The following is a 15402-nucleotide window of genomic DNA, read 5'->3' on the forward strand; positions in this document are numbered from 1 at the left end:
AATGCAAGTGGCACAACCCGTACTTGGAATTTTAACTTTATATCTAAACAATAAAAAACATCTGGAAGAACGGCACATCTACCAAAGAATGATCACCGAAGGACAGAAGCTCGGATTAGATGTGTTCGTGTTTACCCCTATGGATGTTGACTATAAGAGGAATAAGATTCACGCTCTAATCTATGATCCAGGGCAGCGGAAATGGTCACGTAAATGGCGGAGCTTCCCGCATATGATCTTCGATCGCTGCCGGATTCAGCATAGTGTACGCTTCGAGCAATTAAAGAGATTCCGCGCCCGCTACAGAAATATGACTTTCTTGAATCGTCCGCTCCGGGATAAATGGACCGTATATCAAACCTTGCTGGGCAAGTCACGATTCCGCCCATATCTGCCGGAGACAACATTGTTCCACAATACCGCCAACGTCTCTGCGATGCTCAAAAAATATCCGACCGTGTACATCAAGCCGATCAATGGTACCGGTGGACGGGGCATATTGAGGGTAGAAAAGATAGGCAAGGATACCTTCTACATTCAAGGAAGAAAACTGAATCGCAAGATCATCCCTGCCCAAAAGCTCCATAAATCGCGACTCATACCTTATCTGATCGGATGGAAGAGCGGTAAACGCTTTGTTGCCCAACGAGGGATTCAAATCGAACTGCCCAGCGGTAGAGTTCATGACTACCGCATGCTGGTGCAAAAGAATGGTCAGGGAGTATGGCAAGTAACTGGCTGCGCTGGGCGCATCGGTCCTCCCCGTAGTATCACCTCCAATCTGCATGGAGGAGGCCAGGCGGTGCCGATGAATACGCTGCTGCGACAGATCGCCCCTATTGAAGAGAATCTCCAGGAAATCCGCCAGACTGCTGAGAAAATGAGCGTCGAGGTAGCGGCGTATCTGGAAGAGTCATATGGTGCGCTCTGTGAACTAGCCCTTGATCTAGCCATCGATAGGAATGGTAAAATTTTTATTCTTGAGGTCAATCCCAAGCCTGCTCGTGAAGTGTTCATTCAGTCCGGAGACCCAGAGGCGTATCACTACTCCATTGTCAGACCATTGGAATACGCGCTATGGGTATATAAACATAAAGTCGCTCCTTCTTAAAGGAGCGACTTCTTCATTTTCATATTATTCTGCGATTGCTTGATGATACAGCTTCAGCAGCTCGGTAAAATCCGCAATCAATCGATCCGCTCCGGCCAGCTCCTGCTCGTCCCCAAAACCGGCATAGTCACAGCCAATGACCACTTGACCATTCTTCTTACCAGCCTCCACATCAGAAGACCGATCCCCTACCATCCAAGCATTATGTATATGATGATTGTCCAACAGAAGTTTCACCAGATCCACCTTGGATGCTGTCTCATATTCGCCGGCACTATACAGAGCTTCAAATAACGGGAAGATTTGATGAGCTCTGGCTACTCCTTTTACATAGTGCTCCAGTCCGTTACTGGCCACGAACAACTTTACCCCTTGCTTATTTAGCTCCGTTAGCGTCTCCAGTACACCTGGATACAGCTTCGAATGATGCTTTTGCAAATCCTCCAGCTGCAGTTCGAGAAGCAATTCATTCGCCCGCTGACGGGCAGCCTCGCTAGCATCGGGAATTACCTTCTTCCAGATATCATCAAGTAACATACCGAGGCAGCCGAGAATCACTTGCTCCGGCGGTGTCTCACCCATATATAGCTTCTCTTCCCTCAACTTATCGAACATGCGATGATATGCAGGGATTAACAACGTCTCCGTCATAAACAGCGTCCCATCCATATCGAAGATCATCGCTTCCGGCTTCGTTAGTCTATTCTCTGTTTGCTCCATATCCACATTCCTCTCTATCTCTTCGTTCATAGCCTCATCATAAGTTAATGAATCTAAGAAGTAAACTACGGTAGTTTATACTCTCCACATGAAAAACACACATTTATATTATAGACTACCGGGAGAAATTAACAGCCACTGGGGATGACCTCCTATGATTCATCGAACCTTCAAGCAAGGCGACCTCGTGCTGATCGCCGTTGTACTGTCCATCGCCCTACTCATCATCGGTGCGAGATGGATCATGGGCAGCTCTGAAGCATCTGTTAAGCCATCGGGACATTACTATGCCACGATTAAAGTGGACAATAAAATCTACAAAACGGTAGAACTTACTTCGGAGACGCAGTACGTCGAAGTGAAGACTTCGCGTGGATATGACCGGCTAAGATCCATGACTATGGAATCGAGGTTATCGAATCCGATTGCCCGCAGAAGATCTGCTTCACTTTTGGACATATTACGAAACCGGGAGATGTGATTATTTGTCTCCCCCTACGGATGATTATCGAAGTAGAGGGACATGCTCCCGAATCAGAGACGGGGATCGATGCAGAGGTCTATTAATCCATGAACTGTCAGGGGATCAGCAAACCAAGCAAATTATCGTCTGTTAGAACGGTTCCGGTTCACAAAGAAATAAACTCCTCCGATCAGACCAGCAACCGCCATCATGAGTAGGCAGTATTTCCCCATCGACTTGACGATCTCGGGAATCGAAGTATAGCAGGATATGTTGGCGGAGATTATCAAGCAAACTAATCCCATGGCGATAATCACTGTAACGATAAGCCATTCTGCCCGCTTCATATCGATCCCCCCTGTTCCTCCAGCTTGAACCTAATCTCGAAAGTCGTGCCTTCGCCAAGCTTGCTACTTACGAATATTTCTCCGCCCTGTAACTCGATCAACTTCTTGGCGATGGATAATCCAAGACCAGTTCCACCGTGCTGACGGGAGCGGGATTTCTCGACCCTGTAAAAGCGTTCGAATACATATGGCAGTTCATCTTCAGAAATACCTATCCCGGTATCTTTAACCGCCACGAATACATAGCTTTCCGTTTGTCCCAGAGTAATGCTGATTTCGCCTTGCTCCGTATAGCGAACACTATTCTCCAACAAGTTGAGGATCACCTGCTCCATGCGAAGTCCGTCGCCATGAACCCAAGCGGTACTGCGATTCAGGGAAGCGCGGAGTATAAGCCCCTTATCGCTCGCTTTCAATTGCACCTTCTGTACAGCATTGTCGATCACTTCAGCCAGATCAATCCACTCCAGTGACAGGCTGACCTTGCCTTCCTCCATCTTCGACAATTCAAATAAATCGTCAACGAGATGCTGAAGCCGCTTCGCCTCCTGATGTAGCACATCTAGATATTGATCACGCTCTTCCTCCGTGCTGTACAGTCGATCCTTTATAACCTTGGAATACCCCTCCAGATAAGTAATTGGAGTACGCAGTTCATGCGAAATATTAGCGAAGAACTCCTGTCTCGTATCCCTATAATTCTGCAGTTCTTCAGCCAAATTATTAATGGCTGCTGCCAGGAGCCAATCTCATCATCGCGTGAGATGTCCAGTCTCGTCTCCAATTCCCCGACAGCGATCTTACGCGTTGCCAGTTGCATCTGGAGTAGCGGCCTGGACAGCAATTGAGCGACAATCCAGGTCATACCGAGTGCAAGCAATAGGGCACCGATACCCGACAAGACAAGCAGCTTGCGCATCGCTACGATGGAGTTGTCCATATGCTTGGACGATGAAAGAACGTAAAGCGCCGATTTGATTTGCTTCTCTCCCGCCCGTTCATCGACAATCGGTTTCGCGGTGACAAAGTAGCGATTGCCGCTCGAAGCCTCATACTTCAAGCGAACCGTCCGGCCAGAAAAGATGGATTTGACGTCCGTTTGTTGTATAAATGAAGCCTCCGCAAGTTCTTCCTCTCCGGAATGAGCCTGAACCTTCCCGTCTTTATTAACGTAGAAGATGCTAACATTGGAAAAATCGGCGAATTTAAGCAACATTTGCTCTGTCGGTGCATCCGGAGTCTCCGCCATCATGGCAAAATGCGTGGCCAATTCATCCACTTCCGTGCTCATTTCACTATTGTAGAAGTTCGAGAACATCCGGTCGATCGTAACTCCAAGAATGCCTAAAACGACGATAAAAACAGCGATAATAACGAAACCGAGCTTCATTCCTACTTTATTTTTTATCATGATCCGACCCGGCTGCATTGAATTTATAGCCAACCCCCACACCGTCTGAATCGGATTATAGCTTAATCCAGCCTTTTGCAGCTTCTCGCGGATATTCTTGACATGGGTATCTACCGAGCGGTAATCTCCATCATAATCATACCCCCAGATCATATTGACTAGATCCTCCCGGCTATAAACCCGGTGCTGATTCCCTGCTAGAGCAACAATCAGGTCGAACTCCTTGGGAGTAAAGTCCACCGATTGGTCGTGGATATAAATCTCCCTGGCATCGGGCATGATCCTGATGTCAGGATAATCAAGCGTCTGCTCCTGCACCACCGTAGACTGAGTAATAACAGAGCGTCGAATCAACGAGAAGACTCTGGCAATCAACTCCTCAGGCTCAAATGGCTTAGTCAAATAATCATCAGCGCCAATCCCCAGACCATAGACCTTATCCTTCGTCTCGGAACGGGCCGTTAGCATAAGAACAGCTACATTGGTCTTTGCACGGATCGCCTTTAATACCTGCCAACCATCCATATCCGGCATCATGACGTCCAGCAGCACAAGATCAAATTCATGCTTATCAATCATCATGAGGGCCTCCATGCCGTCCGATGCTTCTTTTACCTCGAATCCTTCCTTAATTAAATAAATCCGCAGCAGGTTACGCATATTCCATTCGTCATCGACGACTAATATCTGCAATTTTGACATCCTGTTCACCATCCCTTATTGCCTCGCAGCAAACAGCCGCTATTTACGATTCTGCTCCTAATGCTCCTATCAATGTGTGTTCAAAAAGCCGGACTTTTTGAACTACCTCTATTATATAGTATGGCGCTGCTTGCATATAATTAGATGGCTTCAGAATCTCTTCATTTTATAAACCTTACTACCTCGTGTTCCGGGACAAATTAGCAATCTCCTTACGAAGTTGTTCGTTCTGTTCCCGCAGCTCAGTTAGCTGCTGCTGCACTTCCAAATCTGTGCTCGAATACACAGCTTGCCCACGTCCATGGCCACTTCCATGCGAGTGCGAACCCTTCATACCAAACATCATGAAGATCATCATTAAGGGACAAATCAATACAAATAACCAAGACCAATCCATACGAACTAACCCCCCTTCTTCAATTGAATACCCTAATTGTATAGATGAGTTTTGTAGAAATCTTGATGAAGTTACAGCGTATTTATGTGATTTCTCATTTTTATGTAAATGAAGAAGGAGCTCCCTGAGGTCATTCATACTTGCAACCTCCAGGCAACTCCTTCAGATCTTAGTATTCAGATTTCATCATACCACCATTTTGCATCATACCACCGGACCGCAATGTATTGCTTGAACGCATCATTCCTTGTCCATCTTGCCCCTGATTACCGTGACAGCTCTGATACATATCCTCCAATTGCCGATCCGATAGATCAGGATGTACCTCCCTCATATGAGGAAGCATGTCCTGGAAAGATGACCATACGCCCTGTCCATTTCCAGCAGCATACGCCGCCGTTCCAATCCCAAGTGTTAACACAACGACACCCAAGCCGATAACAAATTTTGCCTTCATCGTAATCTCCTCCTCAAGAGAAAATTGTAGACCCTAATTATGTGGAATTTGTGAGGATCGAAAAGCGACTATAGTTCTTCAAATTTCCGTAACAATCTAACCAAATCTTTCCTGTTAAATAAGTACCCAAAATGTGTTAAAATTTTGAATTCCTATCGTAATCTGATTGTCATTAAAGTCATTTCGCTACGTTTTATAATGGATATACATCAATTGTGAAAGCATAAGAAAGGATGAATTAAAAGTGGTGCAATGCGGATTTAAATCTACAAATTCAAATCAAACAATGAGGTTAATTAATAAGTTGGATCCCTTAGAACTTCCGTTAATAACCAGGAAAATCCGGATGAATCGGTGTGGGGATCTTATCTATGTCTAATCCATTAGCGAACAAGAAAAGTCAATATATAGCTGGGCTGGATGGTCTCCGCGCCCTTGCCATTATCGCAGTTATCGCCTATCATTTGGACATTTCCCGAATCTCGGGAGGATTCCTTGGCGTTGATATATTCTTCGTATTATCAGGATATCTAGTAACCAATCTGCTCATCGAACGACGCCAGCTCAGAGACAGACTTGATTTATCTGGCTTCTGGGTACGTCGCTTCCGCAGGTTGTTCCCGGCTTTAATCACCATGCTAATGATTCTAGTAGCTTGGGTTACACTGTTCGACCGCAGCTTACTGCAATCACTGCGCGGTGATGTTGGATCGGCGATGATCTACGCTAACAACTGGCGGCTCATCTTCCACCAAGTCTCCTATTTCGAGCAATACAGCACACCGGCTCCACTAATCCATCTCTGGTCATTATCGGTTGAAGGGCAGTTCTACATATTATGGCCGCTATTATTATCATTGGGCTTACGATTTACACCCAAAAGAAGTCAAATGGTTCTTATTACATTGACATTAGCTATAGCTTCGATGCTGACTATGATTCTGTTGTACCAACCTGGCAGCGACCCAAGCAGAGTATATTATGGAACCGACACGCGGGTATTCGCTCTATTGATCGGAGCAACATTGGCACTGATGATGCCTAGTCATGGTATAATAATGAACCCTTCCCGGAGAACCCGAAAATCCTTCGAATGGATCGGTTGGCTCGGTTTAGCTTCTATAGTAACCTTACTGCTGCAAGCCAATGAATTTGATGATTTTCTCTATCGTGGCGGATTTATGCTAGCGGCGATTTCTACGGCAATGGTAATTATGGCGCTTATCCATCCGTTTACGTGGATCAGCAAAGTATTCAGCCTCAAACCCTTACGCTGGATTGGTATGCGCTCCTACGGCATTTATCTATGGCATTATCCGATTATCGTACTATCCAGACCTTCAGTGAATACTGGCGCTTACAACTGGAAGCTGGCCTTGATTCAGGTGGCAGCTAGCGTCATTCTTGCTTCGTTGTCGTATAAATATATTGAAGAACCGATCCGGCGCGGACAATTGTCCACCGTGATCAAACAGTTAAGAAAATTTCAGTGGAAGCCGCGGCAGCTATCCGTCAAACAGTGGACTATCAGCTCATTATCCGCAGTTATTATTATTTTGTTCGTATCCGGCATGATCCTGCATGTACCGGCCACAGCTTCTACGGCGAAGGAGGTAGTCTCCGTACCCGCTCTAGCACAACCCGATCATAAGCAGGAACCGGATCGACCTGTTCCCCCTGTGAAGCCGAATGATACTAACTCTGAGGCATCTGTTCGATCGGATGGAAAACAGTCATCTGATGGGGATGGAAGCACTGGGGAAGGTGATCATGCGGTTGCAGGTACAGCCCCAAGTAGCGATGGGCAATCTTCCGAACATAAACAGGAAGAAGACAAGACGACGAAGCAAAATCCGCCGGAGACGGGGGCATCCGTTGCACCTCCGATCGATGAAGCGAAAGAATATGAGAAGGATTCTCCAGCTTCAAAACCGGTAAAGTCCTCCAAAACCAATTGGAGAAATGTCAACTCCATCGGAGACTCCGTTATGCTTGATGGCCAGCCCTATCTGGAAGATCTGCTGCCCGGTATCAAAGTTGATGCTGAGATCGGACGGCAGATGGTCAGCGGCTCCAAGCTACTGACCCAGCTTCAGAAACGAAATAAATTGGGCGATACTGTCATTATTGGCCTGGGTACCAACGGTGTGTTCAACAAGAAGCAGTTGGAGAGTTGCCTCGGATCATTGGAGAACGTCAAACATATTATTCTGATCAATACACGTGTTCCCCGTAAATGGGAGAGCCAAGTGAATAAGATTCTGAATGATATTTCCGGCAACACGCCCGGTATTACACTCATCGACTGGTACGGTGCCAGCGAGAATCATGATGAGTACTTTGCCAAGGACGGTGTCCACCTTACCAAAGACGGTTCCCAAGCCTACGCAAATCTCATTGCAAATACATTGAAATCGATAGTTAAGTAATCACAAAAGACAAACAGGCAGTCAAAACGTAAATGTTTTGACTGCCTGTTTTTTATCTCTACAATATTAAACTTATCTCATTATCAATCTTAGGAAACTCAGAAATTAGAATCTCTACGCTCTTCACTTGAATCACTATACCGGAGGTATCCAATAAATAGTATTGATCGAAGCTGCCCCACACTTTGCTTGTACTTTGTGATCAGGCTTCCAAGGAAGCGATAAAGTAGCGGGAATAGCTTGTTACACAGTTAAACTGCTCACAACGCTGATGACTTTACAATGGAATATAGCGAGCGACTATCGTCGTTCATCCTACCTCATCTGATAATAATGCCGTCCGTATATTTCTCCAGGAGGAAGAACGCCCGCTCTTAAGGAGCGATCCTATATGATTGCATCTTTGCTAATACGGACAGTACCTATGCAATATACTGGTCAATTTCGGTTCTTGCTTGCCTGTTCCTCTTCAGAAGGCTAAGCATCCTTAGGGAGCGGAATGAAGACCTGCCGCTCGAAGGGATGGTCATTAGGTGTATGAAGAGAAATGTAGCGCTGCCCGTCCAAGGCTGTAAATATCATACCATGACCTCCGTTCTCCGCAAATAAAGGCCTCTCCTGCTGTCTCCATGGGCCGATTATTTCTCCGCTTGCGGAGATGGCTTTGCCCATCGCATAACCTTTCTCTCCCTGACTGGACCAGAGCATGTTCAATTCACCCTGTGCCCCAGAATATAGGAAGGGACCGTCGGTCACGTAGTCCTTACCGTCATGCATGGCACGCGACCAAGCAGCTTCCGAGGCCCTGAACAGCAGTACAGGTTCGTCTGCACGAGCCGTAAGGTCCGGTAACAGAGGAGCTGCCCAGACCTGACCATCTCCTACTTCTAGCCATTCCCGGCAGAAGATTACCCATGGCTGTCCCTGGCCATCTATGTGCAGAGTCCCGTCCAGACATTCCCAGTCAGCCGGTGTAATCGGACCTGGCCCGTACGGCAAGAACGGGCCGAGAGGAGAGTCCGAACGAAGAATTTGAGTGGCACGGCAGGCATGCTCCGCCTTAAAGCTCGCCAGCATATAGTAGGCCCCTTTATATTCATGAACTTCGGGAGCCCAGTAATGCTGATCCGACCAGAAGTCCACATTCGGACGAAAAACCGCCACGGGCCCTTCCCAATGAATCAGGTCTTCGGTAATATAGGCGTCAAAGCCGACAGGCTGTCCCGTCCAGGCTGTTTCTCCTATCGTGCCGTACATAACATAGCGTCGATTAGGCGAATCCGTTAAAATGAACGGATCTCGGATATGAATATCCTGCAGTAATTTCATCGTCTCTTCAATTCCTTTCTAAATTACTGGTTGATCACCGGTTTCCACTGGCCGCCGTTCCAGATCAGCAGCGCCTGTAGATCTGTATCATAATACATGGAAGTCCATGGAATCAGCCGTTCAACCGGTCGTTCCTTTGTATTGCCCCAAGACGGTACAACCCCTAGCTTCGTGAAGATGATCCGCTGATCCGGATCAACCGGCAAAGCACGATAGACGGCTTGATCATCCTGGAAGGTATACCAGACATAATTGTCCAATTGAACTGTATATTTGCCAACCGCAGTTTGCGGCCTGTCAAAGAATACAAATCCTGAGGCATCACTCTGGTTAAGCCCTCCCGCCTTCGCCCCATGCAGATCCGCATTCGGATCATTCAATCCCTTGACATGAAGAGTGCCGACCCGCAGAAATGCCGCCGTCGCCGCCGTCTCCGGCTTGAATGAATTTCCGATATCATAGGTACTGTCACCAAGCTGAATCAGGCTGACACGCTGCTGCTCGATCGGTGAATAGTAAACCGACAAGCTCTCGATCGAGCCCGTGCTTCCGTCTAGCGTAATATATCCGCTATTTGGGTTGCGCAGGGTCACTCCTTCAATATGAATTGTCGAAGCTGCCAAACCGTAGACCCCTTCCAGCAAAATCGCTGTATTAACCTTGGTATGCTCCACATTCAGCTGTGTAATCGAAACCTCGCTCTCCTCCCCGGTAAGTGCAAACGGTACGTCAACATGCGGTCGGGAAGACTTCAGATAAATATTGTTAAAAACATTGCCTGTACGAATATCCGAGCTGAAGTCGATGCCGCGATAGGAGAAGTTTTCTATTTCCAGAGTATCATAGGTCACTGAGAAGGATTCCGCGCCGTTCGGGGAATAGATTGCCGTACCGACATCCGAGATACGCACATTGCGGATCGTCGATCCGCGCTGTAAAGACCACTGGGCCGATGTATAAATACCAACCCTTTCCCCCGCTGCTTCCCTATCCGTGATCAGATCCGCTTGGAAGGACAAGCCGAGATCTGCCACCACGGAGGTGCGCCCAGCCTTTAGGACCGGGGCCTTGACACCGGGGTTGGAAGCAACAATCTGCGTCACGAACATGCCCGCTCCAACCAGGTTCTGATTTTGAATTTGCAGAGTATCCTGGACATGATATACCCCGGCCGGAACAAAGACGCTCTTGCCTGTCGCTATAGCTTGCTGAAATGCGACTGTATCATCCAGTCCATCGCCCGGGACCGCACCATAGTCGGTCACATTGACATAGCCGATGCTTATGCTGTCCTCGGCTGGAATCACAGCTTTTCCCTTCGTTACCGAAATATCATCGACAACGATGCTACCTCCTTTTCGGATACCCCATTTTAGGATTCCGTCCACGGATTCTCCGGTTACAAAGGTCATTCTTGCCACTTTATCATTACCACGCGTCGCAACTTCAGCGCTGTCAGCACTGGTCCATAGCATTGTTCCGGAACCATTGAAATTTATGGCTGCCGTCTTGCCCCCCATCTGTGCCAGCACATAGAAATATCCGTCCTCAGGCGCTTCCTCCACGACCTCATACTTGAACATAACGGTGTAAACTGAATTAGCGGCAAGCCGAAGTTTATCCGGATTTGTGAGCAGATATTCATGCCATTCCTGTTGTGGGGACGCCGAGCCGCTGACAGAGTATCCACCCGCAATCGCATTTGCGGTGACCAGTTCGCCACTCCCAGCAGCCAGAAATGCGGTATCGGCAAGCTGTCCGCTTTCGAATCCCTCCAGCACCACCTTCTCCTGGGCCGGAACCTCAGGAGGGAGTGTTCCTCTTGGATCGAGATATCGTCGACGATAATCGTACCGCCCCCTTGGATCCCCCAGACCATCTTATACAGACCATCACCGGATGCCTTGAAGTCGGCCTGCGCCAGCATATATCCGTCCTTCTCCGAGAGTCGGGTCTGCTCTGCCGTAAGATTAGTACGGTAAGGAATTGTTCCGTCGCCTTTAAAATTAAAGCCTGTAGTGACCTCCCCGTTCACTCCCGGCTGCTTCATGTAAAAGTAGAAAAATTCACCTGCTGGCTTCATCACTTTATACTTGAATGAAATAACATAATCAGTACCCGGAGTCAGAGAAACCTGGCGATCAAGCTTCATAAATTCCGCCCAGGCTGCGCCAGCTTCACTATGACCTTTAACAGACCTATTCCCTGCTATAGCCTCAGATGCCGACTCGATAATCGTTCCATATGGCTCCGGCAAACTATAAAGAGCAGGAAGTCCTTCCCCTTCAAACCCCTCAACATAAATAGAGGCTGCCGCGTGAACGGGACTAGCTGGGCCAATCGGCAGCAGCGCAAATGCAAGTATAATGGCTAACGATATTAGAATGCTTGGTTTTCTTGTTCTCACTTTCGACCACCTGTTCCCTCCATCGAATCATTCAGCCAGTCTCTGCTCCATTCTCTCTATCATGCTCTTTTGATTCCATTAACCCAATTAACCTTTTACACTTCCAATGACAATGCCTTTCACGAAATACCGCTGCAAAAGCGGATAGATCGACACGATTGGCAGCGTTGCTATTAATATTTGTGCCGACTTAATCGTACGGTCCGATACAGAAGCAAGTTCCGAGCGGCTTAAATGCTGCAAGTAAGTCATATCCCGCTGCATGATCACGGTTTGCAAATAGCTCTGCAGCGGATAATGCTCCGGTCGATTCATAAGGATTAATCCATCAAACCAGCTGTTCCAGTGCCAGACAACAGCGAACAATGTCACCGTGGCCATTGCCGGCAGCGAAACGGGGACAACTAATCCCCATAGAACCCTCCAATGGCTGGCACCGTCGACAAACGCCGCCTCCTCCATTTCCTTGGGAAGCTGCCTGAAGAAGTTAAGCAGCAGCACGATGCTGAAGACGGGTACCGCACCAGGCAGAATCAGAGCCCAGACCGTGTCCAACAGCCCCAGCTCCTTGATCACCATATACCAGGGAATTAGCCCCCGGAGAACAGCATGGTGAAGAAAAAAATCCAGGAATACAGCGTTCTGGAGCGGAAGGTGCTTGACTCCTTGGAGAGCGGGTAAGCCACCAGGATCGTTATCAACAGATTCAGCGAAGTGCCTAGCACAACCCGTTCAACAGTCACTACCATAGAGAGCCAAATCTCTTTGCGTGTAAATACGAATTCATAAGAGCTCAGTGTAAAGTCTACAGGCCAGAATTTTACAAGTCCAGCCGTGACCGCTGAACTGGAGCTAAATGATACCGCCGCGATATGTATCAGCGGAGTGATACAGAGAAGCGCCAGCAAGATCAGAAAGCCTGCATTGCAGACCTGAAATATCCGGCTGCCGAGCGATTGTTTGTACATTTCAATTTTCGCCTCCTTCTAAAAAATCCGGTAATCGGCAATTTTATATGCCGCATAATACGCTACGGAGATGAATAGAAACGACACAACAGATTTGAACAGCCCGACGGCGGTCGCGACCCCGTACTGTGCTTGCTGCAGCCCTATCCGATAAACTAGGGTATCGATAATATCCCCGCTTTGGTACACCTGGGTGCTGTACAGATTGACAATTTGGTCAAAGCCCGCATTGAGAATGTTGCCCATGCTCAGCACCATCATCAGTACAATGATCATCCGCATCCCAGGCAGAGTAATATGCCATATCTGCTTCCAGCGGTTGGCTCCATCAATGATCGCCGCTTCATACTGCTGCGGATCGATACCCGTCAAGGCGGCCAAATATACAATGGTCGAGAATCCAAATTCCTTCCAAACATCCGATATCACCATTGTGTAAGGAAACCACTTATTATTGCCAAGGAAGAAAATCGGCTCGATTCCGAACCACCCTAAAAGCTGGTTAACGAGGCCGGAGGAAGGAGAAAGGATATCGATCAACACACCACCCAGAATAATCCAGGATAAAAAGTGCGGCAAATATATCAAAGTTTGAATCCCCTTCTTCAAGCCAGCGCACCGAAGCTCATTCAGCAGAAGGGCGACTGCGATTGGTACAATCAGCCCTGCTATCATTTTCATTCCAGCGATGAAGATGGTGTTCCACAACACATTGAAAATACCTGGCATTTCCAGCATATAGCGAAAATTATCCCAACCGACCCATTGTTGATCTCCAAAAAAACCCTTGGCCGGGATAAACTTCTGAAAAGCGATGTATAGCCCGGCCATCGGAACATATGAGAACAGAACAAGTAGTATCAATCCCGGTAAAATCATGAGATGCAGTGGAAGATTTCGCCGTAATGCAATGCTTCGCTTCATCATTTATTGCCCGCCTTATGAATCTCGTTGACTTCCTTCGTAATTTGCTCTCCTCCGAGCTTATTCCAGTCCTCAACATACTTATCGAACGCATCGACCTTCAGATCGCCGAGAATGATCCGCATGAATGTCTCATTCATCAGCCTTGTCAGCGTAGCGCTCTTATCGGTCATCGTCGGTGTCGGTGCGCTGACAAATTCATTCATCTGGAACAAGTCTTGATCCTTGTACTGCTTCATCACACGGTACACCCCTTCGACCGGGTCACTTCCCGCATACCAGGACCATAAGCCTTGGTTGCCGCTCTTATACTCTATGACTTTGTCCAAGATGACTTTAGCTTCACCCTTCAGTTGATCCACCGATCCGGAGGAAGTAGCCTCGCTAATGGCCAGATAGGCATCGAGGTTCTTGTTTGGCGGCTCCGGCGTTACCGGCGAAAGCTTCCACGTTCCTTCAGCATCGCCTGGCAAATAATAAGTGTCGAACTCCGCCGTCTCTCCCCAGTTCTTCTCAATATACAGATTGAACATTTTGATCAATGCTTCTGGATGCGCCGCATCTTTTCGTACCGCCCAATATTGGGTCGTTCCCAGACTGATCTCCGATTTGGCCGGCTGGCTGTCGATGGATAATAGTGGATAGGCCTTCCAAACTGCATTCGGATCATTGTCATGATTAGACTGGAACGGCCAGGCGCTTAACCATTGTTGTCCAAAAGCGACGCCTGCCTTGCCAGCAGATGCGGTTTCCGCTGTCTTACCCCAATCCTTAACACCGAATTCCTTATCAAGCTGTCCTTTTTGGTACATCTTTTGCAGCTCAGCCAAGGCGGTCTTGACCTCCGGACGTGTGCTGCCATGAATGATTTGTCCGTTCTCATCCTTCACCCAGACGGTCGGATAGGCGTGGTAGGCGTTAAAGAATCCTTCCAGCCCGGCAAATCCGCCGAACAAATCCTTTTGTACAAGCAAGCCGACCGTGTCATTCTGCCCATTACCGTCAGGGTCCTGTGTCGTGAAGGCCTCGATAATGTCAAGTAGATCATCCATCGATTTCGGCTCAGACAGTCCCAGCTTGTTCAACCAATCGGTACGGATCCAGACGAATTGAGCCATATCAATAGATGAGCGGACATTGGGCAGCCCCATGAGCTTGCCGTCAATCGTAGCTACTTTAAACGGAGCCTCTCCGTCCTGTGCCAACACTTCCTTCGTCAATGGTGCCGCATATTTTTCGTATAGTTCACCAAGATCCATAATTAAATCGGCTTCCTGCAATTGCTTCAGTTCAATCGCATCGACCTGAATAAACTCAGGCACATCCCCAGTAGCGAGGGAAACATTCATCTTCTGTTTGAACTGATCCGGACCTTTGGCAATCCAGTTATATTTGAATTTAATTCCAAGCTGATCCTCATACAGCTTCGTCCAGCGGTTATCCTCGAAGGACTCCCCTTGCAGCTTCGCCAGCACTCCTTCCAACGTATCATCAGTTACGCCGACGAGAGATACTGTTATAGCCGGGTCATACTTGGCAGTCTGTATGTCTGCCGAATTTCCTGCATCTGACCGTACTTGGCCAGACATATTATTTGGTTCTCCTTCATCATTACTGCTACTATTTCCGCAAGCGCTTACAAGCAGCATTGAACTGATTAATAACACTGAAGTCATTATTTTCCCAAATCGTTTCATAAGATCACTCCACTTCGATGTATATTGGGCCCATGACCAC

Annotated in this window: 15 protein-coding genes and 1 pseudogene; 4 read left to right on the top strand and 12 right to left on the bottom strand. The window is 47.7% G+C overall.

The features are described from left to right. The first annotated feature begins 1 nt into the window (after window position 1). Window positions 2-1111 carry a YheC/YheD family endospore coat-associated protein gene (locus RE628_RS19485; protein ID WP_309159507.1) on the top strand — a complete coding sequence of 370 codons (1110 nt, stop codon included), beginning with the start codon at window positions 2-4 and terminating at the stop codon, window positions 1109-1111. Window positions 1112-1135: 24 nt separating this feature from the next. Here RE628_RS19485 and RE628_RS19490 read toward each other — a convergent pair whose 3' ends face one another. After that, on the bottom strand, window positions 1136-1831 hold the full coding sequence (locus tag RE628_RS19490) for an HAD family hydrolase (protein ID WP_309159508.1): 696 nt from the start codon (window positions 1829-1831) through the stop codon (window positions 1136-1138). Window positions 1832-1985: 154 nt separating this feature from the next. Between RE628_RS19490 and RE628_RS19495 the strand changes: the two genes are divergently transcribed. Both RE628_RS19495 and RE628_RS29715 read left to right on the top strand, forming a co-directional pair. Then, window positions 1986-2312 carry a hypothetical protein gene (locus RE628_RS19495; RefSeq protein WP_309154594.1) on the top strand — a complete coding sequence of 109 codons (327 nt, stop codon included), beginning with the start codon at window positions 1986-1988 and terminating at the stop codon, window positions 2310-2312. After that, on the top strand, window positions 2270-2398 hold the full coding sequence (locus tag RE628_RS29715) for a NusG domain II-containing protein (RefSeq protein ID WP_375143127.1): 129 nt from the start codon (window positions 2270-2272) through the stop codon (window positions 2396-2398). Before RE628_RS19495 ends, RE628_RS29715 begins: the two co-directional genes overlap by 43 nt. A 36-nt stretch (window positions 2399-2434) precedes the next feature. On the opposite strand, the gene RE628_RS19500 is transcribed toward RE628_RS29715, so the two are convergent. The 5 genes from RE628_RS19500 to RE628_RS19520 form a co-directional block, all read right to left on the bottom strand. Then, window positions 2435-2641 (bottom strand): hypothetical protein, encoded by a 207-nt coding sequence (locus tag RE628_RS19500; protein WP_309154595.1) that lies wholly within the window; start codon window positions 2639-2641, stop codon window positions 2435-2437. Continuing rightward, window positions 2638-3360 carry a sensor histidine kinase gene (locus tag RE628_RS19505; protein WP_309154596.1) on the bottom strand — a complete coding sequence of 241 codons (723 nt, stop codon included), beginning with the start codon at window positions 3358-3360 and terminating at the stop codon, window positions 2638-2640. The genes RE628_RS19500 and RE628_RS19505 overlap by 4 nt, the downstream gene beginning before the upstream one ends. Further along, window positions 3249-4754, bottom strand: a complete 1506-nt coding sequence (locus RE628_RS19510) for a response regulator (protein WP_309154597.1) — start codon at window positions 4752-4754, stop codon at window positions 3249-3251. Before RE628_RS19510 ends, RE628_RS19505 begins: the two co-directional genes overlap by 112 nt. Before the next feature lie 178 nt (window positions 4755-4932). Further along, window positions 4933-5151: a DUF2933 domain-containing protein gene (locus RE628_RS19515; protein ID WP_309154598.1), complete on the bottom strand. Its 219-nt coding sequence runs from the start codon at window positions 5149-5151 to the stop codon at window positions 4933-4935. A gap of 169 nt (window positions 5152-5320) precedes the next feature. After that, window positions 5321-5608, bottom strand: a complete 288-nt coding sequence (locus RE628_RS19520) for a hypothetical protein (RefSeq protein ID WP_309154599.1) — start codon at window positions 5606-5608, stop codon at window positions 5321-5323. Window positions 5609-5979: 371 nt separating this feature from the next. On the opposite strand from RE628_RS19520, the gene RE628_RS19525 reads away from it, so the two are divergent. Next, window positions 5980-8037 carry an acyltransferase family protein gene (locus tag RE628_RS19525; protein WP_309154600.1) on the top strand — a complete coding sequence of 686 codons (2058 nt, stop codon included), beginning with the start codon at window positions 5980-5982 and terminating at the stop codon, window positions 8035-8037. Window positions 8038-8514: 477 nt separating this feature from the next. Here RE628_RS19525 and RE628_RS19530 read toward each other — a convergent pair whose 3' ends face one another. From RE628_RS19530 to RE628_RS19555, 6 genes and pseudogenes are all read right to left on the bottom strand, one after another. Next, window positions 8515-9366 (bottom strand): glycoside hydrolase family 43 protein, encoded by an 852-nt coding sequence (locus tag RE628_RS19530; RefSeq protein WP_309154601.1) that lies wholly within the window; start codon window positions 9364-9366, stop codon window positions 8515-8517. A gap of 23 nt (window positions 9367-9389) precedes the next feature. Then, complete coding sequence (locus RE628_RS19535) at window positions 9390-10949, bottom strand: glycosyl hydrolase family 28-related protein (protein ID WP_309154602.1); 1560 nt, start codon at window positions 10947-10949, stop codon at window positions 9390-9392. Next, window positions 10862-11773 carry a carbohydrate binding domain-containing protein gene (locus RE628_RS19540; protein ID WP_309154603.1) on the bottom strand — a complete coding sequence of 304 codons (912 nt, stop codon included), beginning with the start codon at window positions 11771-11773 and terminating at the stop codon, window positions 10862-10864. Before RE628_RS19540 ends, RE628_RS19535 begins: the two co-directional genes overlap by 88 nt. A gap of 87 nt (window positions 11774-11860) precedes the next feature. Further along, window positions 11861-12741: pseudogene (locus RE628_RS19545) on the bottom strand (carbohydrate ABC transporter permease). An 18-nt stretch (window positions 12742-12759) separates the two neighbouring features. Beyond that, window positions 12760-13668 carry an ABC transporter permease gene (locus RE628_RS19550; RefSeq protein ID WP_309154604.1) on the bottom strand — a complete coding sequence of 303 codons (909 nt, stop codon included), beginning with the start codon at window positions 13666-13668 and terminating at the stop codon, window positions 12760-12762. Beyond that, on the bottom strand, window positions 13665-15362 hold the full coding sequence (locus RE628_RS19555; RefSeq protein WP_309154605.1) for an extracellular solute-binding protein: 1698 nt from the start codon (window positions 15360-15362) through the stop codon (window positions 13665-13667). Before RE628_RS19555 ends, RE628_RS19550 begins: the two co-directional genes overlap by 4 nt. Window positions 15363-15402: the final 40 nt, after the last annotated feature.

Source organism: Paenibacillus sp. D2_2 (assembly GCF_031199965.1).
Classification (GTDB): domain Bacteria; phylum Bacillota; class Bacilli; order Paenibacillales; family Paenibacillaceae; genus Fontibacillus.

What these genes read in the sequence shown, in the direction of transcription:
- RE628_RS19525 (WP_309154600.1), top strand. Translation starts at nt 5,980, where the DNA reads ATGTCTAATCCATTAGCGAACAAGAAAAGTCAATATATAGCTGGGCTG.
- RE628_RS19495 (WP_309154594.1), top strand. Translation starts at nt 1,986, where the DNA reads ATGATTCATCGAACCTTCAAGCAAGGCGACCTCGTGCTGATCGCCGTT.
- RE628_RS19520 (WP_309154599.1), bottom strand. Translation starts at nt 5,608, where the DNA reads ATGAAGGCAAAATTTGTTATCGGCTTGGGTGTCGTTGTGTTAACACTT.
- RE628_RS19535 (WP_309154602.1), bottom strand. Translation starts at nt 10,949, where the DNA reads ATGTTCAAGTATGAGGTCGTGGAGGAAGCGCCTGAGGACGGATATTTC.
- RE628_RS19555 (WP_309154605.1), bottom strand. Translation starts at nt 15,362, where the DNA reads ATGAAACGATTTGGGAAAATAATGACTTCAGTGTTATTAATCAGTTCA.
- RE628_RS19500 (WP_309154595.1), bottom strand. Translation starts at nt 2,641, where the DNA reads ATGAAGCGGGCAGAATGGCTTATCGTTACAGTGATTATCGCCATGGGA.
- RE628_RS19490 (WP_309159508.1), bottom strand. Translation starts at nt 1,831, where the DNA reads ATGGAGCAAACAGAGAATAGACTAACGAAGCCGGAAGCGATGATCTTC.
- RE628_RS19550 (WP_309154604.1), bottom strand. Translation starts at nt 13,668, where the DNA reads ATGATGAAGCGAAGCATTGCATTACGGCGAAATCTTCCACTGCATCTC.
- RE628_RS19485 (WP_309159507.1), top strand. Translation starts at nt 2, where the DNA reads ATGCAAGTGGCACAACCCGTACTTGGAATTTTAACTTTATATCTAAAC.
- RE628_RS19510 (WP_309154597.1), bottom strand. Translation starts at nt 4,754, where the DNA reads ATGTCAAAATTGCAGATATTAGTCGTCGATGACGAATGGAATATGCGT.
- RE628_RS19530 (WP_309154601.1), bottom strand. Translation starts at nt 9,366, where the DNA reads ATGAAATTACTGCAGGATATTCATATCCGAGATCCGTTCATTTTAACG.
- RE628_RS19515 (WP_309154598.1), bottom strand. Translation starts at nt 5,151, where the DNA reads ATGGATTGGTCTTGGTTATTTGTATTGATTTGTCCCTTAATGATGATC.